Consider the following 21,619-nt stretch of genomic DNA (forward strand, 5'->3'; position numbering starts at 1 on the left):
AAAAACTAAATCATGTTTATAGACTGCTAAAAAATTATTCGGCAATTCAACAAATTGCTCTTTTGAAATTCTAATTGCGGCGCTCTCAATTGACAAGAGATGCAACGAATCGGTTATAGCATATACACTCGGATAATTTGGATGTGATAAAAAAGATTCTTCAAATTCTGAAAAATATCAGAATAGTTATTTATCAATAATAGCTTTTTAATTAAACTTTGCATCTTTTCATTTTTTCTCGGTTAGAAAAATTCTCGAGTTATTTTGGCAAAGATTTGGAGAATTCAGACAGAAAAAAAACACATACTAGGACAATTTATTAATTATAGCTACGACATTTTATAAATTATCGAAATGATTTAAAAATATAACGCATTGATTTTAAACTAATTACAAAAACACTTTCTCTTACTCCATTTAAAAATCAAAAAAACAACAAATCAATTTTATTAAAGTTTACATTTGCCTAAAATCAATACCAAATAAAGTTTTATGAAAAACAATAAATTAAATTTAGAAGATTTTAAAGCAAATCAATTAGTAAAAAAGCAACTACTGTCTATCGCAGGTGGTGGAGGTGAAGACTGGGTGTATGATCCTAGAACAAACACTTTAAATTACATTTATTTGACTGGTCCAAATAATGGTGGCTCAGGGAGTGGTGATGGTGATGGAAAAATTAATACTCCATAAATTGCCTAAGAATCTATATTTTTAGCAAACTGAACAGGCGTAACACCTGTTCTTTTGCTAAAAGATTTCGTAAATGAGGAAGCGTTCTTAAAACCAACACTTTCAGCTATCGCTTGAGTAGAATATTTACGATAGATTGGATTTGCAATCATCTGACTAATTACATAATTTATTTTAAGTTCGTTTGTATACTCACTAAAAGTTTTTTCAAAATTTTTATTAATTACATAAGACAAATAAGTGGTGTTTGTTTTAATTTTTTTAGCCACATACTGAAGTGTATAACCTTCTTTAAGGTATTCTAATTTTTCTTCTAGTATTTTTAATTTTTCAACAATCTCTTTTTCTTTTGTTTCATCTAGTATTAGAATACTAGAATTGTTCGACAAATCATTTCTACCCGAATTATTATCAATTAGTGTATGATTCTCTTTTTCGACATCTTCAATCTCTCTTTTTCTAAACTCCTCAATCAATAATTTTACTTTTTTATTGGCCTTATTTTTATTGATATAATTTTTTATAAAGAAAAACAGTACAATTACAATAGTGAGAAAAACCAACATATATCTCAATATTCTTTCATTTCTAAGATCTTCTTTCAAAGTCACCATCTCTTTTTCTAAATTATCAGTACTTATCAGAGCGTTTACTTTAAGGGTTTCTTCATTTAATTCTGACCTATGCTCCTTGAAATTACTCAAATACAATTTCGAATACTTCAAAGCACTATCGTAGTCTTTATTTGCCGCATAAATTTTGGCCTGAAAATAATTGGAATGAACAAATTCCACTATGTTCATTTTAGTGTTTTGATAAATAGAATCTACTTTTTTAAAACACAATAAAGCTTCATCATACTTCTTTTGTTGGTAATATACCCTTCCTAATCCATAATTGACCAAGCAGTTTTCATACCCTAAATCTTTTGTTTCAACTAATAATTTTTTGTAATTTTTTTCAGCTTTATTTATATCTCTCTTTAACAAATAAGCAAGCGCAATATTTATTTCAGCATTTAATTTAGTTCCTTTAATATACTCAGAAAAAATGACGGTTTTATTATAGTAATAGATCGCCGAATCTAAATAAATCTTTCTATTTTGATTGAATAAAAAAAGGTCTTTATAACAATTCCCTAAATTCAAATTAATTTGACTCTTGGCTTGATAAAATTTATCTACATCATACAAATATTCTATTTTATCTGTTATTCTATCTGATTCCTTAGAAGCCTGTATAGATAATTTAAGATTTCCAATTTCCTTATTAACAATAGCTATATTATTATTAAACTTAACAACTTGCATAAAATCATCCACTTTTCTAGACAATTTTTGACCCTGCTGATAATATTCTAAAGCCTTACTAAGATGTCCTCTTTTCCATTCTGCTAAGCCCCCATAAGACAAAAGATAGGAATGATGCTTTGTTTTTTCAATGCTATTAGGAACTTTATCCAAGTAAATCAATGATTTCTTATATAACTGTTTTGAAGTAACACTATCTCCTTTTAATTGAAATAGATAAGACTTAATTCCATAGGCAAATGATTTATGCAAATTGTTATCCGATTTTTCAATTTTGCTTGCATAGATAAAGGAACTATCCTTATTCGAATTAATCAATAATCGAGCTTTATCATGCAGTCTTTGATATTCAGCATCACTTAAGTTTATATTTTGAGAAAAACCTGTGATTGAAAAAAATGAAAAACAAAAAAGGAATAAAAACTTCATATAAATTGATTTTGGAAGGGTCAAAACTAAAAAATAAAAAATGTAATTTCTATTAAAATTGAGGTTTGTTATCATAAAAGAGAATTCTGAATCGTAATATCTATTATTTAGATTCGTTTATTTTATCTTTGTTTAAAATTAAAAGCGATTAACCAATGAAACCCATTACATTTTTAGGCAAATTATATTTAATCCCAACCACTTTGGGCGAAATGAACCCTGAAGATGTTTTACCACAGACCATCAAAAGAAGTATTGACTTTATTGACCACTATATTGTTGAAAACGAAAAGACTGCGCGTCGTTTTATCAAAAGCGTTCATCCTGAAAAAAAACAACCCGATTTAAAGATTTCTGTACTCAACAAACATACAGAAACACATGAATATCAAGAATTCATCAAACCTCTTTTAGGCGGACAAAACATTGGCTTAATGAGTGAAGCAGGTTGCCCTGGCGTTGCTGATCCAGGAGCAGTGATCGTCAAATTAGCGCATGAAAAAGGAATTCAGGTTGTTCCATTGGTTGGCCCAAGTTCAATCCTATTAGCTGTAATGGCTTCAGGAATGAATGGTCAAAGTTTTGCTTTCAATGGTTATTTACCAATAGATAAAGGAGAAAAAAAATCAGCATTGAAAAATTTCGAAAAACTATCTTTCGACAAAAATCAATCCCAGTTATTTATTGAAACCCCTTATAGAAATAACAAATTATTGGAAGATCTTTTGACTACACTACAACCCAATACCAATCTTTGTATTGCTTGTGACATAACACTTCCAACAGAATACATCAAAACTTTGGCTGTAAAAGACTGGAAAAAACAAAAGGTCGATTTACATAACCGACCTTGCATTTTCATCATTCACAAAAACTACTAATATACGTAGTTATTTGCTTTTGCTTTTTTATTCGCCTCAATAAAACTGGTATCATAACCAGCGAATTCTTTTAAATATTCCGCAACGGAAGTTCCAAAACCGTCAACAAATTTCTTACGTCCTCCTGAACGTAAAAATCGTTTCACAGAACCTGGACCACCCAAGTGCGCTGCTGCTAAAATGCCCGACTCAGTAATAGGTATACCTTCAATTACTCGTCCCGAATATTTTGCAATCTCCTTGCGTAATTCCCACTTATTTCGTGCTAAATACGCAATAAAGGCCTTTTCCTGAAGCTTTCTGCTTTTTAGAAAAGTTTTTTCATCATCGATTCCCAACGATTCAAGCGTCTGAGAACCAAATTGATATTTCCCAAGATAACCAAAACTATTTACTTTATGATATTTCCCTTGGGATTCACGGGCAGCTAAACTTTGTTGAAAACCAACAAAGGTTTTTCCTGTGAAAGGAATATCAAAAAATGTTTGATCAACTTCTACTTCTGTAGGTACTGTGTAGGTAATTTCCTTTTCAAATACATGAAACCAAGGAAATAATTCAGATTGGAATGGTCTAAAACCAGAACTTAATGTGATGATTGAGGCAAATAATCCAAAATAGAATATTTGTTTTTTTGTCATATAATTAATTTTCTTCTAACTAAGAACACTGAAGTTTTTTCAGAAATTTCTATCATTGCCAGAAAATTTACAGCGACAAAGTTAACACCTAAATACTTAATAACGTGTTAATTTCGTCTAAAAATATAAACAGTCAAAGTTAACAACTCCGTTAGCGCCAAGTTTTACAGTTGGTGCGGGGATTTTGATTGTGTTAATAACTGAGAAAAAAGTTTTTAAAAAGTGTGATTTTGTTTCGATTTTTGATAAATCCGCATCAAAACTAAGGTAAAATTCCCGATTTCTTTTTATGTAAGGCAAATCTGAACCCGAATTTACGAATTCATCACCGGTAATCATTCCGTTTCCTCCATATCCTACAGCAATATTGAACCATTTCGGCAACTTTGAGCCTTTAAAAAAGGAATGCAAATTTACCGATAACCAATAGGTTTGGCCATTGTAATCTTTCAAGAGTTGCTCGTTAAACGATTCTCCCAAAGCATCGGGTCTGACTTCAGCATATTTTGTGGTATGAAACGAGAATTTTGGCATTATTCTTTGTTCCTTCCATAGTAACTCTTGCGAAACATACAATCCGGTTCCTGAAATATTCGCAATGATATCTCCTGATGATGCACCCCATTTTTGCGAAAACCCATCAAAAACCTCAACGGTAGTCAAAAAACCCAGACTCAGAACAGAACCATAAACCAACTGCTTGTTTTTAGGCAAACCAGCCCAGTTCATAGTTTCACAACCAAAACGATTCAAATGATAAGCAGAATAAAAATGTCCCACTTTATCCATTTGCAACCATTCCGAATTGTCATTAATAAAATGAAACTTACTTTGCGGATAATCCTTATACCACAACTGACTTAAACCTACTAAAGCTCCTGTTGCCAGTCCAATTTCAGCATACAGCACCGCTTTCTTCCTACCGATATTAAGCGAATCGGATGGTGCTAAAAAAGAATCGATTCCGGATTGTGGAAATACCGGAATCGAGATTAATATAAACAGTATGTATCGTAAAAATTTCAACAACTACTGAATTCCTAATTTACTAACCCATTCAGCATACTTTCTAGCATTCTTCATATGCTCTTCATAAGAGGCCGTAAAATCATGATAACCAAAACGCTGCACACTTGCACAGAAATAAATATAATTGTGCTTTTCAGGGTTTAAAACTGCATCAACCGCCGAAATATCAGGCATAGCTATTGGCCCAGGAGGCAATCCCGTATGTATATATGTATTATAAGGCGAATCTACTCTAAGCATATCTCCCTTTACACGTTTGATTACTAAATCCAAATCATTTGCTTTACGTCGCATAGCAAATATAATTGTAGGATCAGCCTGTAATGGCATCTCTGTCTTCAAACGATTCAAATAAACTCCCGCCACTCTAGGGCGTTCATCTGCTTTTACGGTTTCCTTATGAACCACCGCTGCCAAGGTAATCACTTCTACCGGAGTCATTCCTAATGCCTTCGCTTTAGCTTTTCTTTCATCTGTCCAGAAATCATTGTATTCATTCAGCATTTTATCTCTGAATTTTTCCGCTGAAGTATTCCATTTGAATTGGTATGTATTTGGAATAAACATCCCTAAAACCGTCTCTTCGTTAAATCCGTTATTAGCCATAAAAGTCGGATCTTTAATTGCTCTCATCAAACTCAAACTGTCCGCTTCGATTTGTGACGACACTCTTGATACTAATTTTTCAAGACTCTCCTGATTGTTAAAAGCCAAATCCAAAGGTTGATTATGACGTAAAGCTGAAACCAAGCCTAAACTTCCGGTTCCTCTTTTAAATAAAAATCGACCAGGAAACACATTTTGATCGTACGATCTTAGTTTTGCCACCATTTTAAAACCATTCACATCTTTAACATAAGGATCAATAATTTTCAAAACATCCTCATAAGTTGAACCTGTAGGTACAAAAACATACTGCTCCTCTTTGTCAAATTTAGTATTAGAGGCGAAAAAGTTCATATATAAATAACCCGCAACAGCGATTGCTACGACTGTAAGTACGATTAAAATCTTCTTTTTATTCAAAATGGTAAAATTTAAAAATTGGTATTGATTAATTGGAATAGTTCTTCATCATGAAATTTACCGTTATGGTAAATCCAGTCTTTTTTTATTCCTATTCTTTGGAATCCAAAATTAGCAAAAAGCTTCAAACTGGCTTCATTATGAGAAGCAATATTTGCATATAACTGATGTAAATTCAATTTTGAAAATGCGTAGGCAATCAACAGCTTTAGCGACTCATTACCGACACCTTGATGGCGTTCCTCAGGATTAGCCACAATAATCCCCACTCCTGCTCTTTTGTTTTGCGGATCATAATCAAAGAGATCGATCAAACCAATTGCTTCGTCGTTTTCATTTTTACAAATAGCCAATCGCAATTGTTTTGCCTCATAGATATCTTGATGTGCATTTTCCAGATACTGACGAATCAAAAACCGGGAGTAGGGCGTTTGTGTATTACTCACTTCCCAAATAGTCTCATCATTCTCCAACCTGTAAACAAACTCCAAATCTTCCGGTTCGAGTGCTCTCAAATAAATAGTTTCACCTTTTAATGTAATCATTGAAATAAACGAACGTATTAGATTGTTAAACGGTAAAAAATAAACTATTCTACCGAAATTGTACCTGAAAACACGAATTTAGCCGGTCCTTTCAGAAACACCTGAGTAAAGAAACCGTTTTTTTCATGAAAAGAAACCTCCAATTCACCACCTTCCACACGAAGCTGAATTACCGAACTATCAGTTTTACCGATTGACTTCATTGCTATAGCAACTGCTGTAGCTCCTGTCCCACAGGAAAGTGTCTCATCTTCAACCCCTCTTTCGTAGGTTCTCAGCGCAAATTTATTTTCATCGGTCTGCGTTACAAAGTTCACGTTACTACCAGCTTGCCCATACAACTCACCGTACCGAATTTTAGAACCCTCGTTTCTAACATCGAAAATATGCAAATCTTCCACCAATTGTACATGATGAGGCGAACCCGTATTTAAAAAAATATGATTCTCATGTTGCTGCACCTCATCAACATCTTTCATTTGTAATGAAACAATATCATGCTCGTCAATGGTAGCATGATGCAAACCGTCCACAGCAATAAAAGTAGTCGAACTTTCAATAACCCCTATTTTTTTAGCAAATGCAACAAGACAACGTCCACCGTTTCCACACATCGAACTTTGGTTACCATCAGAATTATAGTATACCATTTTAAAATCGGACGATTCGTCGTTTTCCAAAAGCATTAATCCATCTGCACCAATACCGAAACGTCTATCACATAAGAACTTGATCAATTGGGTATCATTTTTTGGGAATGTTTCTTGGCGATTATCCAAAATAACGAAATCATTTCCTGTTCCTTGGTATTTATAAAATGTATAGTTCATTGTAACGATTAACTAGTGAAAGAGACCTGATCGAATCAAGCTACTACGTAGCGCAAAGAACAGGAAACCAAATATGAATAGTAGCAAAAATGCTGAGCTTCAAAAATACAAAAATACAAATATTAATGATACGTTAAAGAGTGTTAAACGAGCGTTAAACCTATTGACATAAAATAAGAAAATTATATTTTTACGTTATAAAATTTTAAACAAACAATTACAGATTATGAAAAGATTTGGAAGTTTATTTCTGGTTTCATTATTGAGTGGAGCCACTACTTTAGGAGCTTACAAATTATTTATTGACAATGATGCTCCAAAATCAGGATTGGCTATTGCTTCAGAAAGCTATGCCAGAAATGTAGGCCTTGGAGGCGAAGCAGTTGATTTCACAGCTGCGGCAGATAATGCCATTCATACCGTGGTCCACGTTAAAAACGTAACCGTATACAATGTTCCCAACAATCCATTGATGGAATTCTTTTATGGTTATCAAGGTGGCGGAACAACACCACAAAAGCAGATCGGAACCGGTTCTGGAGTAATTATTAGTGAAGACGGTTATATCGTAACCAACAATCACGTGGTAAAAGACGCCACAGAATTAGAAGTTACTTTAAACAACAACAAAACTTACAAAGCCAAATTGGTAGGAACCGACAGCAAAATGGACATCGCTTTGATTAAAGTAGAAGCTACTGAAAAATTGCCTTATACCACTTTTGGAAATTCTGACAATATTAAAGTTGGCGAATGGGTACTAGCAGTTGGAAATCCTTACAATTTAACTTCAACGGTAACTGCAGGAATCGTTTCAGCCAAAGCCAGAGACTTATCCAACAACGGGATTCAGTCGTTTATTCAAACCGATGCAGCTGTAAATCCTGGAAACAGTGGTGGTGCATTAGTTAACACACGCGGAGAGCTTATTGGAATCAATACTATGATTTCTTCACCAACCGGAAGCTATACCGGCTATTCGTTTGCCGTTCCATCGAATATAACCCGTAAAATTGTCGAAGACTTGATGCAATTTGGCAATGTGCAAAGAGGTGTTTTAGGCGTTGAAGGTGGCGAATTGAACGATGCAGCTTCTAAAGAATTCGGTGTAAAAGAAACGCAAGGGTTTTACATCAATAAAGTATACAAAAACTCTGGTGCTGAAAAAGGCGGATTGAAAAAAGGCGATGTAATTGTTCAATTGGACAACCAAAAAATTAAAGGTTTTGCTGATTTAACATCATACATCAACACTAAACGCCCGAATGACCAAGTACAAGTAGGTATTTTAAGAGGTGATGACAAAATGAGTTTACCAATCAAATTAACCAAAAAAGAACTGGTAAATTATGAATACAACGGTTTTGAACTTGAAGACATTGATGCTGCCGACAAAAAACGTTTCCGCTTGAACAATGGTGTTAAAATCAAAGATGTAACCAATGAAAAATTCATGGAATACCGTAATGAATTAATTGGAAGTATCATTTTAAGCATTGACGGAGTAAAAATCACTTCGATGGAACAAGCTTCAAAAACATTGAATTCAAAATCAGGCGCAGATAAATTTAGAATTGAAATATTGACTCAAAACGGAGAACAAGTACGCATGTTATTATAAAATTGGTTATGTACTTAATTTCTTTAAACCTCGGTTCACGCCGAGGTTTTTTTATTTCTAAAATATCCGTTAAAAAATTTTACGAAAACGTTTGAAATAGCTACTTTTGCCGCATTAAAAAACAAAAAACATTTTCATAAAAATGAGCAACACAGCAGTTTACGAAAAAGAATTGGCTTTCCAAGCAGACAGAAGAAAGGCAGCGGTAGAGTTTATAAAAATCGTCAGCGATTTATGGTATGACAAATCGATCGAAATGGTTCTTTTCAGAAACCAATTGATCGACAGAAGCGTAAGTGATATCATGAATTTACATGAATACGCTGGTGAATTCGTTCAAAAACCGATCAATGTATTTGATTCTGTAGAAATCCTTAGAGCCATCAACAATTTAGACTTACCTCCTTCACGTTTGGATATTGGTAAATTAACGTACGAATACCACCTTGAAGACAACAAATACAATGATGCAACTGCATTCGTAATTGACAAATTAAAAGACGCCAAAAACACACACGAAATCAAACCTAAAGATGTCGTTTTATACGGTTTTGGTCGTATCGGACGTTTATTAGCGCGAGAAATGATGTCTAAAATTGGAAAAGGACAACAATTACGTCTTCGCGCAATTGTAACCAGAGATAAAAATGATGCTGTTTTATTAGAAAAAAGAGCTTCTTTATTACGTTATGACTCAGTACATGGTGATTTTGAAGGTTCAGTTCAAGCGGATGTTGAAAACAACGCTCTAATTATTAACGGAACAACGGTTCACATCATTACTGCAAACGGTCCTGAAGAAATCGATTATACACAATACGGCATCAACGACGCATTGGTAATTGACAACACAGGTGCTTTTACAACTGAAGAAGCCTTAAGCAGACACTTGACTTCTAAAGGAGTTGAAAAAGTATTATTAACTGCACCAGGTAAAGGAGTTCCGAATATTGTGTACGGTGTAAACCACGAGGACTACAATCCGGAAGAAGTTAAAATTTACTCTGCCGCTTCTTGTACAACGAATGCTATCACTCCGGTTTTAGCTGCAATTGAAGAAACTTTAGGCGTAAACAAAGGACACATCGAAACAATTCACGCGTATACAAATGACCAGAATTTAGTAGACAACATGCACAAAAAATACCGTCGTGGTCGTTCTGCTGCATTGAACATGGTTATTACTGAAACTGGAGCTGGAAGTGCTGTAGCTAAAGCTTTACCTAGCTTAACAGGTAAATTAACTTCAAATGCAATTCGTGTTCCTGTTCCAAATGGTTCATTGGTAGTATTAAATCTTGAAGTGAATAAAACGACTTCTGTAGAAGATTTGAACAACATCATGAAAAAATACGCTTTAGAAGGTAAATTGGTAGAACAGATCAAATATTCATTGAACAACGAGTTAGTTTCTTCTGATATCGTTGGAACTTCTGCACCATCAATTTTCGATAGCAATGCAACAATTGTATCTGCTGACGGTAAGAATGTAGTAATGTATGTATGGTATGATAATGAATACGGATACAGCCACCAAGTAATTCGTTTGGCAAAATATATTGCACAAGTAAGACGTTATACGTACTATTAATAGATATTGAATATCACCCAAGTAAAAAATCCGCTCTCATTTTTGAAGCGGATTTTTTTTTCATAGTATTTTAAAAAACAGTATCTTTCTTAAAATAAATCAAAAACTTAAAACAATTCATTTATGGGAAAATTTGTAATCTCTAAGAGAACAAACGGTGAGTTTCAGTTTAATTTAAAAGCCGGAAATGGTCAAGTCATTCTTACGAGTGAAGGCTATTCTGCTAAAGCAGGCTGTGAAAATGGCATTGAGTCCGTTAGAAAAAACGCTCTGGACGAATCCAACTTTGATAAAAAAACAGCGGCTAATGGAAAATTTCATTTTAATTTAAAAGCAGGCAACGGTCAGATTATTGGTTCAAGTCAGATGTATGAAGCGGAAGCAGGGAGAGACAACGGTATCAAATCGGTACAAGAAAATGCTCCTTCAGCTACTATTGAAGACGAAACCGTTTAATAAATAAACAAAAAAACCGTCCTTAATCAGGACGGTTTTTTTATCTTATCTAGTATTAATTATTGTAAAACACGATTGACTTGTACAAATCTTTTTGCATAGTAGGGTTCTTTTATTGAAGAGATAATAACACCCGAACTAGTCGATGAATGAATGAATTTAATATCATCCTCAACCACTTCCGTTACCATTCCAACATGACTAACACGTCCGCTTCCCATGGTAGCAAAGAAGATTAAGTCTCCTTTTTGAGCCTGTTCACGATCGATACGTACACCTGCATTTTGCGCCATATCACGAGAAGAACGCGGTAAAGTCATTTCAATATTCTTGAATGTTGCAAACATCAAACCTGAACAGTCGAATCCAGCAGATGTAGTACCACCACTTCTGTAACGTGTTCCGATATTTTCTGAAGCTTTTGCAATTAAAAAATCAGCTTTCATACTAGCATCCGCAGATAATGGCAAAACAACTACAGGAACATTTTCAGTAGTTGCCACATCCTGATTATTCTCCATAACCACAACAGGAGAAGTTGTATTTTCTTCGACAACTTCTTTCTTCAACTCTCCTTTAATGATTAAAACATCACCAACGTGCAATCCGTTTTTAACATGAGGATTTCGCAGTTCTAAATCGGCAATAGAAATTCCGTAACGTTTTGAAATACCATATTTGGTTTCTTTGGTAAGCACAGTGTGTGCTATATTCTCGTCCGCAACAACTGGTATTTCAACCTTAGGCTTCGTTTCTTCAATTTTCTCTACTGATGGTTTTGATTCGGCTACAACTTCAACTTTTGGCGAAGTGATGATAGTATTCTGACTTTCAAAAATTGCATCAGATACTGGAATTTTCAGTTTCATTCCTATCGCTAACCCTTCATTTCCAATAGCACTATTATTTTCTTTAATAGCTTCAATACTCACTTTGTATTTTTTGGAAATTCCATACAATGTTTCTTTTGGCAGTACTTCGTGAGTAATTATTTTAGAAGTCGTTTCGGTTTTAGCTACGGCAGTTTCAACTGTAGTGGCATTTTTAGCAGGAATCCACAAAACCGATTTCAAGGCTAAAACACTCCCTTTTGCTTTTGGATTCAATTGGTAGATATCCGCCAATTTCACGTCGTATTTTTTGGCAATACTATACACTGATTCTCCGCCAGCCACGATATGTTTAATTTTCTCTTGAGAAAATCCTGACATCGTGAATAAAAGCAGCAACAATAAATAATACCTCACCATAAATTTTTTTTTTTGGTTTCGCAAGATAGCGTTAAAGAACCAAACGAAAAAACCTTCACTTTATTTTAGCATTTCTTTAAGATTTTAAGAAAGTCGAAAAACTATAGGCAAACAAAGTAATTTCTTAATAAAAAGTTGATAACTTGTTCATCGCTATGTTGTTAATTGAAAAATTAGTAATTTAATTGCAGTAAACTAATTAACGATCAAAATGAAACACCTTTACCTTTTTCTTTCCGCCTTTTTTATGATTTCAATTGACGGAAACGCACAAAAACTGGAACTTCCTGAAAGCGCAACTTTCCACCTTCCCACCAATTCATTCTATATTTCGAATGTAAGAAGCAAGAATATCATCAAACAAAACGCCAAAGGAACTCAAACGGTATTTGCTCATATCGACGCTCAATGCCTAGGCGTTACCATTTATAAAAACACATTGTATGTTGTTGCCGATGATCAAATATTAGGATTTGACCTAACCTCCAAAAAACAAGTTTTCTCGATCACAATAGACGAAGCAAAACAATTGAACGACATTACAGCCGATGAAAAAGGGATTTTATATGTATCCGACAAAGGCGACAACAACATTTACAAGATAGAAACCAAAGAGAAAAAATTCAGTAAACTTTTAAAACAAAATACCATCAAAGCACCAAACGGATTGTACTATGACAAAACAGCTAAAGTTCTTTTGGTTTGCAATACTACTGACAACAGCAGCATTTTTAGCGTTAACACTAATGATGGTGAAGTAATTTCACAATTTGCCACTAATTATAGTAATTTTGATGGTTTGGCAGTCGATAATTTAGGCAATATGTATGTCACTAGTTGGTCCAAAGACTGGAAAAAGAGTAAATTATTACAGTTTGGTAAAATGGCAAAACAACCAAAAGTACTACTATCCAACACCAAAGGAATGTCCGACTTGGATTTCAGCACAGCCTTGAATAAACTAATAATGGTCAATTCTTTTGAAGGCACCATCAAAGCACAATCTCCAAAACTAATTAAATAAATTTATGAAAAAACTGATTTTCTTATTCTTAGTTACACTTTTAGCGAGTTGCAATTCGGCCAAAACGAGCAATGGACTTATCCAGGATTGTCCAGATGAAAAAATCGTGAATAACATGCCTTCTGTAGGTGGAACTAATGAAGTCAAAGAATATTACATCTATAAAGGAAAACGTAAAGAAATAAAAGATTTTGATGCTAAATGGGTAGCCCAAAACTGCACCGTTAAAACAGCTGAAGTCTATTAAAATGATAATGTAAATCCGCCAGAAAAATTCGAGCGGATTTATTTTTTTAATACCAATGGAAAACAAAAAGTACCAAACCGTTCAAGAATACATCAATGACTTTCCTGCAGAAGTCAGTGAAATTCTCAATGCTATTCGGAAAACTATCCAAGAAGTTGCTCCTCACGCTACCGAAGTCATCAGCTACAACATGCCGGCATTTAAGACGAAAAAAGTTTTGGTTTATTATGCCGCCTTCAAAAAGCATATAGGTTTTTACGCCTTACCATCCGGAAACGAAGCGTTTCAAAAAGAACTGTCACAATACAAAACAGGAAAAGGTTCTATCCAGTTTCCTTTAGACCAAGAAATACCTCTAGAACTGATTCAAAAAATGGTTACTTTCAGAATTCAAGAAGTGGAAGCAAACTAAAACACAATTTTTTCACAAAATACTTATAACAAACTGTTAATTGAATCTGTTCGCCAAATCATTCTCTCTACATTTGAAAACATCAATAAAAAACAACTTTCAAACCATGAAAAACCTTTTAACTGTGTTTGGTATTCTCTTCTCGATGTATGCTAATGCACAAAATGAACCTCAAAAATTCGAACCCTATATTATCTCAGACGGAGGTGTATTTGGTCTAACCATTTCTCCAGATTCTCAAACTGCCCTTTGGGTAAAATCGAAAGGAAAAAGAGATACGCTAATCATTATGGAGTCTCATAAAAGAAATGGCAAATGGATGAAGCCGGCCGTAGCCTCTTTCTCAAGTCCGAACGGAAGCTGGAAAGACATCGATCCCGTTTTTAGCCCGGATGGCAAAACGGTGCTTTTTCAATCTACCAGAAGTGTAGAAAACCATCCTGACCGAAAAGGTTTCGATATTTGGGCAGTTAAAAAACTAAAAAACGGCTGGAGCGCGCCTTATCATTTAGGCAATACCATCAATACCGACGCCTCCGAATCATTTGCATCGATGACCAAAAGCGGTAACATCTACTTTATGAAAGACAATGAGACCCAAAAAGGCAATTCTGATATTTGGGTTTCCCGTTTGGTCAAAGGCGAATACCAAAAACCGGTAAATTTAGGCAGCCCCATTAATACGGACGAAAGAGAATCGAATCCGTATATTTCACCTAACGAAGATTATATTATTTATTTTTCAACCAATCCAAAAGGTAATGGAGAAATTGACCTTTACATTAGTTTTAACCAAAAAGGCAAATGGAGCGAGCCGGTTAATTTAGGTCAACCGATTAACTCCGAATTGGCCGAATTTTGTCCTTTTGTGCATCAAAAAGAAAAGAAACTGTATTTTGCACGCCAAAAGAAAATGGAAAATGGAACATTTACTGAAGATTTATTTTCTGTAGATTTTGACCCTAAACAATACAAAAAATAATGACTGATAAAAGACAGCAACTCACTTTATTTGTTCCTGAAGCTTTTTCAGGAACAATTGAGTTAGTTCGGTCGCAATTCAATCCGATACAACACCAACTTATTGCCGCTCACGTCACGTTATGTCGCGAAGATGAAATAACCGATATTGAAACTATCCTCCACAATCTTCAAAAGGAAAGCTTAGCAGAAATAACGATTCACTTCGACGATATAATCCGATTTCAAGAAGGAAAAGGCGCTCTATTACCCGCGTTCCACGCAGATGAATCCTTCCAAAAATTAAGACAACTAATTCTCGCTGGAAGTATTGAGCAACCTAGAAATCATGAAGCACACATCACATTGATGCATCCTAGAAATGCAACTTGTACTGACGAAATTTTCGAAGAACTCCAAAATTTGGAATTCCCTAAAAGCATAACCTTCCATGAAATTTGTCTCATAGAACAAGAAATCGGAAAAGAATGGAAAATCTTGGAACGATTTCCTTTACAATAAAAAACTCCCGCCATAAGCAGGAGTTTTTTTTATAATTCAATTTTTGTTTTATGCTTTACCAGCCGCAATCAAGTTCAGTGCAGAACCAGCCACAAACCAGCCAATCTGGCTTTCGTTATACGTATGATTTGCTAGAATCACATCTTTTGAACCATCAGCGTGAACGAATTCCAAGGTTAATGGTTTTCCCGGTGCAAAATCGGTTAAATCTAAGAAATTAATCGTATCGTCTTCTTTGATTTTATCATAATCCGCTTCGTTAGCAAACGTCAACGCCAGCATTCCTTGTTTTTTCAGGTTGGTTTCATGAATGCGGGCAAATGATTTCACCAATACCGCTTTCACGCCTAAGAAACGAGGTTCCATGGCCGCATGCTCGCGAGATGAACCTTCCCCATAGTTATGATCACCCACTACAATTGAAGGCACACCAGCCGCTTTATACGCTCTTTGCACTTTCGGCACCTCATCATAAGCACCTGTCAATTGATTTTTTACCGAATTCGCTTTGTTATTGAAGGCATTTTCGGCACCAATCAACATATTATTAGAAATATTATCCAAATGTCCACGGTAACGCAACCACGGTCCCGCCATCGAAATATGATCGGTGGTACATTTACCAAAGGCTTTAATCAACAACTTCGCTCCGGTAATATTTTTACCATCCCAAGCATCAAATGGCGCTAGTAACTGTAAACGATCTGAAGTGGGCGACACCAATACTTCTACCGATGAACCATCAGCAGCCGGCGGTTGGAAACCCGGATCTTCCACTTCGAAACCTTTGGTTGGCAATTCATCGCCTTTTGGTGGATTCAATTTTACTTCCTGACCACTATCGCTCAACAATGTATCTGTCAACGGATTGAAATCCAAACGTCCCGAAATTGCAATGGCAGCCACCATTTCCGGTGAGGTTACAAAGGCGTGAGTATTGGGATTTCCGTCGGCTCTTTTCGAGAAATTACGGTTGAAAGAGTGAATAATCGTATTTTTTTCTTGCTTGTCGGCTCCTGCTCTATCCCACTGCCCGATACACGGTCCGCAGGCATTGGTAAACACTTTGGTTCCCATTTTTTCGAAGGTCGCAATAATACCGTCTCTTTCGATGGTATAACGGATTTGCTCCGAACCCGGATTGATACCGAATTCTGCTTTTGGCGTGATACCATGTGCTACGGCTTGCTCCACGATAGAAGCTGCTCTCGACATATCTTCGTACGAAGAATTGGTACACGAACCGATTAATCCCCATTCCACTTTGATGGGCCAACCGTTCGCTTCTGCTTCCGCTTTCATTTTAGAAACCGGAGTTCCGCGGTCGGGTGTGAATGGTCCGTTGATGTGCGGTTCCAATTCGGATAAGTTGATTTCAATTAATTGATCGAAATACTGTGCCGGATTGGCATATACCTCAGCATCGGCAGTTAAGTACGAAGCCACTTTATCGGCTGCATTAACCACATCCTGACGACCGGTTGCTGCTAAATATCTTCTCATGGAATCGTCGTAACCGAAAGTTGATGTGGTCGCACCAATTTCGGCACCCATATTACAAATGGTTCCTTTTCCGGTACACGACATCGACTCGGCACCTTCACCGAAATATTCTACGATTGCTCCTGTTCCTCCTTTTACAGTCAGAATATCCGCTACTTTTAAGATTACGTCTTTAGGCGCTGTCCAACCGTTTAATTTACCGGTTAGTTTCACACCAATCAGTTTCGGAAATTTCAACTCCCACGACATACCTGACATGACATCTACCGCATCGGCACCACCCACACCAATGGCCAGCATACCCAATCCACCAGCGTTTACCGTGTGCGAATCGGTACCAATCATCATTCCGCCAGGGAAAGCATAATTTTCCAATACAATTTGGTGGATAATTCCGGAACCCGGTTTCCAGAAACCAATGCCGTATTTATTGGACACCGACGACAAGAAATCGAACACTTCTTTGGATTGTTTGTTGGCAAACGCCAAATCCTCGGCTGCACCGTTTTTCGCTTGAATTAAGTGGTCGCAATGCACTGTAGTAGGCACAGCCACGGTCTTCTTACCCGCATGCATGAACTGCAGCAATGCCATTTGTGCCGTAGCATCTTGACATGCCACACGATCCGGAGCAAAATCGACGTAGTCTTTACCTCTTGTGAAAGCTTGAGAAGGCATTCCTTCCCAAAGGTGGGAATATAAAATCTTTTCAGAAAGCGTGAGTGGACGCCCCACCAGCTCACGTGCTTTATCCACACGAGAAGCCATAGTAGCGTACACTTTTTCAATCATTTCAATATCAAAAGCCATAATTCTAAGTTTTTATTTTTTGCTAGTTGTTTATAACCCTACAAGTTACAAAAAAATAAAACAGTAATAAAAAAAAGCCCGAGTTATTAGCTCGGGCTTTGGTGTTATGTTGAATAGATTTATAATCCATTTTAATTCGTCAAACAAAATGATTGTTGCATTAGAAATGCCAAGTCAGGTCTCGATAGCTATCGGGATTGCGGAACAAACCCATCTTAAGACTTCGCAGAGCTGGGGACGACCTTTTATTTTTCTTACCAAAAAAATTTTGTGATATTTTTTTTGTGATATTTTTTTTGTGATAATTTATTTTATCACGTTTTTTTTATCACAAACTTGTGATATTTTTTTTGTGATAATTTATTTTATCACACTTTTTTTATCACATGCTTTCTATAACTGATAAAAGTTGAGAGAGAGAATTAAAAGGATTGAAGATTCAGTTCCTCATGTTACGCAAAGCCCGTAAATCGAAAATTCGACGTAGTCAGTCTTTGTGAAGCAAAAGAAACTCAATCAATCTATTACCTTTACAAAATCCTATTACTCTAAAATTTCAGTGTAAATAGTAACCGAAACTGGATATTTAATTAATTCTCCGCTGGAAGACACACCTCTACCTCCCATCCCTTTTCCAAATGTCTCGAATTGATATGAATTTATCCTATTTGAGGCGTCATCATTTGGACTATTATTTGATACTATATATAAAATTTTACCTAATTTCACATTAGCCACATTAGCAATTCTATTGGTTGTTTCTATAGCATCTTGAATGGCTAACTCTTGTGACTTTTTAATCAAATCTTGAGAGTCTGTATTGAAATAAGAAATTCGCTGAATTTTATTGAACTTGGTTTTTAATAGATCTTCTGTAAAATCTTGCATTTTATTCAAATCTTTAAGCGTAAATACAATTTTTTGAGAAGACTCAAAACCTACAAACACTTCTTTATTAAGTTTTTCATTCCATCTCGTTGATTTATTTGTAGAAATTAAACTTGTTTTAATGTCTTGTTTGTCTACTACATAATTTGAAATTATCTTTAAAACCTCATCAGCCGTTTTTTGATTTTCATTCACTGCTTCTCGCAACGTTGGTTTTAAATGTTCCAAACTAATCGTAATTTCTGCTGCATTTGGGAAAGCACTCACCATTCCCATTCCAACTGCGTTTATTTTAGGCTTATTATTTTGCTCTTCTTGAGAAAAACAAAATTGATTGACAAGAATCAGTACTAATACAATTTTTTTTATCATATGTAATAATTTAATAAAGTTGAGTCTACAATACTTGACTCGTTATGAAACTATGAAAAACTCACGCTTGCAAATGTATAAAAAAGCTGCTCTTAATACTCGGTAGAAATGGGAGTTTGAAAAGTAACATCATAAGTAAATTTTCTCAATTGATATAAAAAAACTTTTTATCATAAAAAGTCTTTCCATATCATTTTTAATATAGCTTTCTAGGCAAAGACTGATTTATCCGTAAATATTTATTGCGTTTTCCATGTGTATTTTGTCAATTTATTTGTCAATTTCTGATCAACCACCTCAACACTCAAAACTCCATCTTCCTTTGTCAAAATTATCATAACACCATTTTCCAAAATCCCACTTTGATTAAATTCCAATTCTTTTATTTTTATGGATTGTGTTATTCCATTACAATCTATTTCCTGAGTAAATGGTTCTCCAGTATGTCCATAAAAATGATAATGAAAAATTACATTGTTCAACACTTCTCTAATTTCAGTCATCCCATAATCAGTTTGACCACCACCTGCTTTATCGTGCGTAATTAAAACATCGAAAGTTTCTTTCGTTTTGAGTAATTTATTCACTTCTTTTCTTTCATAATCTTGAATAAATCGCTTCTCGCTTCTTCCTTTTCTATCTCCAATTCTTCCAATCCCTACAAAAGTTAACACTTCATTCCCTAGTTGTAATTCTTGTCTTAAACCCGATTTACAGACAAAAACTCTTCCATAAGCATCTATTGGAAATATATTACTTTGACAATTTTCCTTTTCCAAAGTATCTAAAAAAACATGATCTTCATGATTTCCTCGTACACAAATCATATCAACATTTAGGGTATCTAAAAACAACTTGATGCTTTGATTTTCTTTTGTAAAATCGTCATAAAACCCCAACTCATCTCTATCATATTGCGCATGCTTAATTGTAGCTTTGTCCAAATTATCAATATCTGGATAAGCGCCAATATCGCCACATTGTAAAATTAAATCAATCTTTTTTCCAGTTTCTTTCTGGAACAAATCAACTAACTTAAACGGTAATAATATTTTACCGTGTATGTCTGAAAAAACAGCAATTCTCATTGTTTATATCCGTCTGTATAAATTCTCTTAATCTAAAAAAAAGCCCTTTTACAAGCACTATCAAATCAGTGTAAATATAGCTAAACCTTACAAATAGTAATCCAACAAAAAACCCGAGCTTTCACTCGGGTTTTCTTATTTATGTACAGAACTATTATTTTACCTATAACTTGTGAGAAGGCGAAAACTTCGTCAAGTTAATTCCTTCTACTGCTGCGGTGTACTCAACTTGCTACTCAAAGTCTGTCTAAATCAAATTTTCGATTTCTCGACTTTGAGGAACCGAACAACCTATTTATCAAATGAATGTTTCACGAACGAGACAAATGTATCAGAGAAGGACTCAAAGTCAGGAGACTTTGTGTAGCGGGGTTAGTATTGGTTTAATTATATTGCATCTTCGAAAGTTGGTCTCTTACGTTTACCTAAAATAACATCTTCAACAATTGATTTAATATTTTTATTTACTGAATCATTGGGGTGAATTTTAATGGCTTTTTCAATCATATCTTTCGCTTCGTTATCCTTATAGGCAAGTAGCAAATTCATTGCATGATTTCCCATTACTGCATAATCATTTGAACTTCTCTTTAAAGCTTCTCCCGAATAATATAAAGCTGCATCAGTATCTTTAAGATGCATGGCTTCCAATGAAGCTTCCAATGGAATCGCATGATTTTCCAATTCGATTTTGAAAGCCGCTTCCAATTGTTCAAAAGCCTCAGAATGTCTTTCTAAACGCTGTAATGATTTCGCCATTAAAAACATGCTTTGCCAATGTTCAGGGAAAATTGCAATGCATTTTTGAAAATCATTTATTGACTCTTCGAGTCTCAGCTTATGAGATTCTTCCAATTTTTTTATTTTGTAACCATCAAGTATGATTAGTCCTTCTTGTCTTTTTTTAGCTCTCTCAAAAATTTCATTTATCTCTTGGTATTTTTTATTTTCAAGTTCAAATTTATCTATCTCGTCATAGATAGTTCCATTCATGATACTCTCAATTTCTTCTGGAATTAATTCTTTCCAGTATTCAGAATAGGGGTTTAACACAAAAGTAACTCCCTTTGTAATCTCAAATAAAACTTGACCTTGCAAACTTAAATAACTCACCTCATCTTTAATAATACCTTTATCAAAAATCCTATTAGTCGAAGTAAATACGGGTATTTTCCCGTCATCAAAAGTCACAAACTGTACTTTTATATTTTCATCTGATCCACTAGATTCTTGAACTTGACCGGGGTTATCTGCCGTCAAAACAAATAATTGATTCCATAATAACTTTTGATAAAAAGCCTTTTGAGCTCTTGTATCTGAACTTGCCTGCAATAAACATTTTTCCAACTCATTTTCGGGAAATGTTAAATCGGTCTTCTTTTTCTTAAATATATCAAATAATCCCATCTAGTATTGTTTTGGCATTCCTAAATATAAAAATTTATGGTAAACTATTTTTATAAACATCAATAATAAACAAAAGGAAACCAT

21 protein-coding genes are annotated in these 21,619 nt (G+C 34.8%); 10 read left to right on the top strand and 11 right to left on the bottom strand.

Annotation, left to right across the window (positions count from 1 at the left end; genetic code table 11):
• The first annotated feature begins 492 nt into the window (after window positions 1–492).
• Window positions 493–693 carry a hypothetical protein gene (locus ACS8MM_RS09655; RefSeq protein ID WP_379715919.1) on the top strand — a complete coding sequence of 67 codons (201 nt, stop codon included), beginning with the start codon at window positions 493–495 and terminating at the stop codon, window positions 691–693.
• Between the two features lie 5 nt (window positions 694–698).
• Here the strand turns inward: ACS8MM_RS09655 and ACS8MM_RS09660 are convergent, their stop codons facing one another.
• The gene (locus tag ACS8MM_RS09660) at window positions 699–2,432 is read right to left on the bottom strand and encodes a helix-turn-helix domain-containing protein (RefSeq protein ID WP_379715922.1); all 1,734 of its coding nucleotides are present in this window, start codon (window positions 2,430–2,432) and stop codon (window positions 699–701) included.
• Between the two features lie 155 nt (window positions 2,433–2,587).
• Here ACS8MM_RS09660 and ACS8MM_RS09665 point away from each other — a divergent pair, with 155 nt between their 5' ends.
• Window positions 2,588–3,313: an SAM-dependent methyltransferase gene (locus ACS8MM_RS09665; protein ID WP_379715925.1), complete on the top strand. Its 726-nt coding sequence runs from the start codon at window positions 2,588–2,590 to the stop codon at window positions 3,311–3,313.
• Here ACS8MM_RS09665 and ACS8MM_RS09670 read toward each other — a convergent pair.
• The 5 genes from ACS8MM_RS09670 to dapF all read right to left on the bottom strand — a co-directional run bounded on the left by ACS8MM_RS09670 (window position 3,310) and on the right by dapF (window position 7,384).
• Window positions 3,310–3,954, bottom strand: coding sequence for a peptidoglycan-binding protein LysM (locus ACS8MM_RS09670; protein ID WP_379715928.1), 645 nt, complete (start codon window positions 3,952–3,954; stop codon window positions 3,310–3,312). The genes ACS8MM_RS09665 and ACS8MM_RS09670 overlap by 4 nt on opposite strands.
• A gap of 117 nt (window positions 3,955–4,071) precedes the next feature.
• Window positions 4,072–4,980, bottom strand: coding sequence for a DUF2279 domain-containing protein (locus ACS8MM_RS09675; protein ID WP_379715932.1), 909 nt, complete (start codon window positions 4,978–4,980; stop codon window positions 4,072–4,074).
• 3 nt (window positions 4,981–4,983) lie between these two features.
• The gene (gene mltG / locus ACS8MM_RS09680; protein WP_379715935.1) at window positions 4,984–6,009 is read right to left on the bottom strand and encodes an endolytic transglycosylase MltG; all 1,026 of its coding nucleotides are present in this window, start codon (window positions 6,007–6,009) and stop codon (window positions 4,984–4,986) included.
• An 11-nt stretch (window positions 6,010–6,020) separates the two neighbouring features.
• Window positions 6,021–6,554, bottom strand: a complete 534-nt coding sequence (locus tag ACS8MM_RS09685) for a GNAT family N-acetyltransferase (protein WP_379715938.1) — start codon at window positions 6,552–6,554, stop codon at window positions 6,021–6,023.
• A 44-nt stretch (window positions 6,555–6,598) separates the two neighbouring features.
• Entirely contained in the window at window positions 6,599–7,384 is a 786-nt protein-coding gene (gene dapF, locus ACS8MM_RS09690) for a diaminopimelate epimerase (RefSeq protein ID WP_379715941.1), read from the bottom strand.
• Window positions 7,385–7,610: 226 nt separating this feature from the next.
• Here dapF and ACS8MM_RS09695 point away from each other — a divergent pair, with 226 nt between their 5' ends.
• From ACS8MM_RS09695 to ACS8MM_RS09705, 3 genes are all read left to right on the top strand, one after another.
• Window positions 7,611–9,005 (top strand): Do family serine endopeptidase, encoded by a 1,395-nt coding sequence (locus ACS8MM_RS09695; protein ID WP_379715944.1) that lies wholly within the window; start codon window positions 7,611–7,613, stop codon window positions 9,003–9,005.
• Window positions 9,006–9,147: 142 nt separating this feature from the next.
• Window positions 9,148–10,596 (top strand): glyceraldehyde-3-phosphate dehydrogenase, encoded by a 1,449-nt coding sequence (locus ACS8MM_RS09700; protein WP_379715947.1) that lies wholly within the window; start codon window positions 9,148–9,150, stop codon window positions 10,594–10,596.
• 123 nt (window positions 10,597–10,719) lie between these two features.
• A complete protein-coding gene (locus ACS8MM_RS09705; RefSeq protein WP_379715950.1) occupies window positions 10,720–11,052 on the top strand; it encodes a YegP family protein in 333 nt (110 codons plus the stop codon).
• Between the two features lie 59 nt (window positions 11,053–11,111).
• Here the strand turns inward: ACS8MM_RS09705 and ACS8MM_RS09710 are convergent, their stop codons facing one another.
• Window positions 11,112–12,302 (bottom strand): NlpC/P60 family protein, encoded by a 1,191-nt coding sequence (locus ACS8MM_RS09710; RefSeq protein WP_379715953.1) that lies wholly within the window; start codon window positions 12,300–12,302, stop codon window positions 11,112–11,114.
• Between the two features lie 211 nt (window positions 12,303–12,513).
• On the opposite strand from ACS8MM_RS09710, the gene ACS8MM_RS09715 reads away from it, so the two are divergent.
• The 5 genes from ACS8MM_RS09715 (at window position 12,514) to ACS8MM_RS09735 (ending at window position 15,467) form a co-directional block, all read left to right on the top strand.
• Complete coding sequence (locus tag ACS8MM_RS09715; RefSeq protein WP_379715956.1) at window positions 12,514–13,326, top strand: SMP-30/gluconolactonase/LRE family protein; 813 nt, start codon at window positions 12,514–12,516, stop codon at window positions 13,324–13,326.
• Between the two features lie 4 nt (window positions 13,327–13,330).
• Complete coding sequence (locus ACS8MM_RS09720) at window positions 13,331–13,573, top strand: hypothetical protein (RefSeq protein ID WP_379715959.1); 243 nt, start codon at window positions 13,331–13,333, stop codon at window positions 13,571–13,573.
• Between the two features lie 55 nt (window positions 13,574–13,628).
• A complete protein-coding gene (locus ACS8MM_RS09725) occupies window positions 13,629–13,985 on the top strand; it encodes an iron chaperone (RefSeq protein ID WP_379715961.1) in 357 nt (118 codons plus the stop codon).
• Window positions 13,986–14,091: 106 nt separating this feature from the next.
• Window positions 14,092–14,967, top strand: coding sequence for a TolB family protein (locus ACS8MM_RS09730; RefSeq protein WP_379715964.1), 876 nt, complete (start codon window positions 14,092–14,094; stop codon window positions 14,965–14,967).
• On the top strand, window positions 14,967–15,467 hold the full coding sequence (locus ACS8MM_RS09735; protein WP_379715967.1) for a 2'-5' RNA ligase family protein: 501 nt from the start codon (window positions 14,967–14,969) through the stop codon (window positions 15,465–15,467). The genes ACS8MM_RS09730 and ACS8MM_RS09735 overlap by 1 nt, the downstream gene beginning before the upstream one ends.
• 48 nt (window positions 15,468–15,515) lie before the next feature.
• Here ACS8MM_RS09735 and ACS8MM_RS09740 read toward each other — a convergent pair whose 3' ends face one another.
• From ACS8MM_RS09740 to ACS8MM_RS09755, 4 genes are all read right to left on the bottom strand, one after another.
• A complete protein-coding gene (locus ACS8MM_RS09740) occupies window positions 15,516–17,780 on the bottom strand; it encodes an aconitate hydratase (protein ID WP_379715970.1) in 2,265 nt (754 codons plus the stop codon).
• 543 nt (window positions 17,781–18,323) lie between these two features.
• On the bottom strand, window positions 18,324–19,040 hold the full coding sequence (locus tag ACS8MM_RS09745; protein WP_379715973.1) for an SIMPL domain-containing protein: 717 nt from the start codon (window positions 19,038–19,040) through the stop codon (window positions 18,324–18,326).
• Window positions 19,041–19,279: 239 nt separating this feature from the next.
• On the bottom strand, window positions 19,280–20,128 hold the full coding sequence (locus ACS8MM_RS09750; RefSeq protein ID WP_379715976.1) for a metallophosphoesterase family protein: 849 nt from the start codon (window positions 20,126–20,128) through the stop codon (window positions 19,280–19,282).
• A 387-nt stretch (window positions 20,129–20,515) separates the two neighbouring features.
• Window positions 20,516–21,535, bottom strand: a complete 1,020-nt coding sequence (locus tag ACS8MM_RS09755; RefSeq protein ID WP_379715979.1) for an SseB family protein — start codon at window positions 21,533–21,535, stop codon at window positions 20,516–20,518.
• Between the last annotated feature and the right edge of the window lie 84 nt (window positions 21,536–21,619).

Origin of the sequence: Flavobacterium sp. MAHUQ-57, assembly GCF_051908335.1 — a bacterium.
GTDB lineage: Bacteria > Bacteroidota > Bacteroidia > Flavobacteriales > Flavobacteriaceae > Flavobacterium.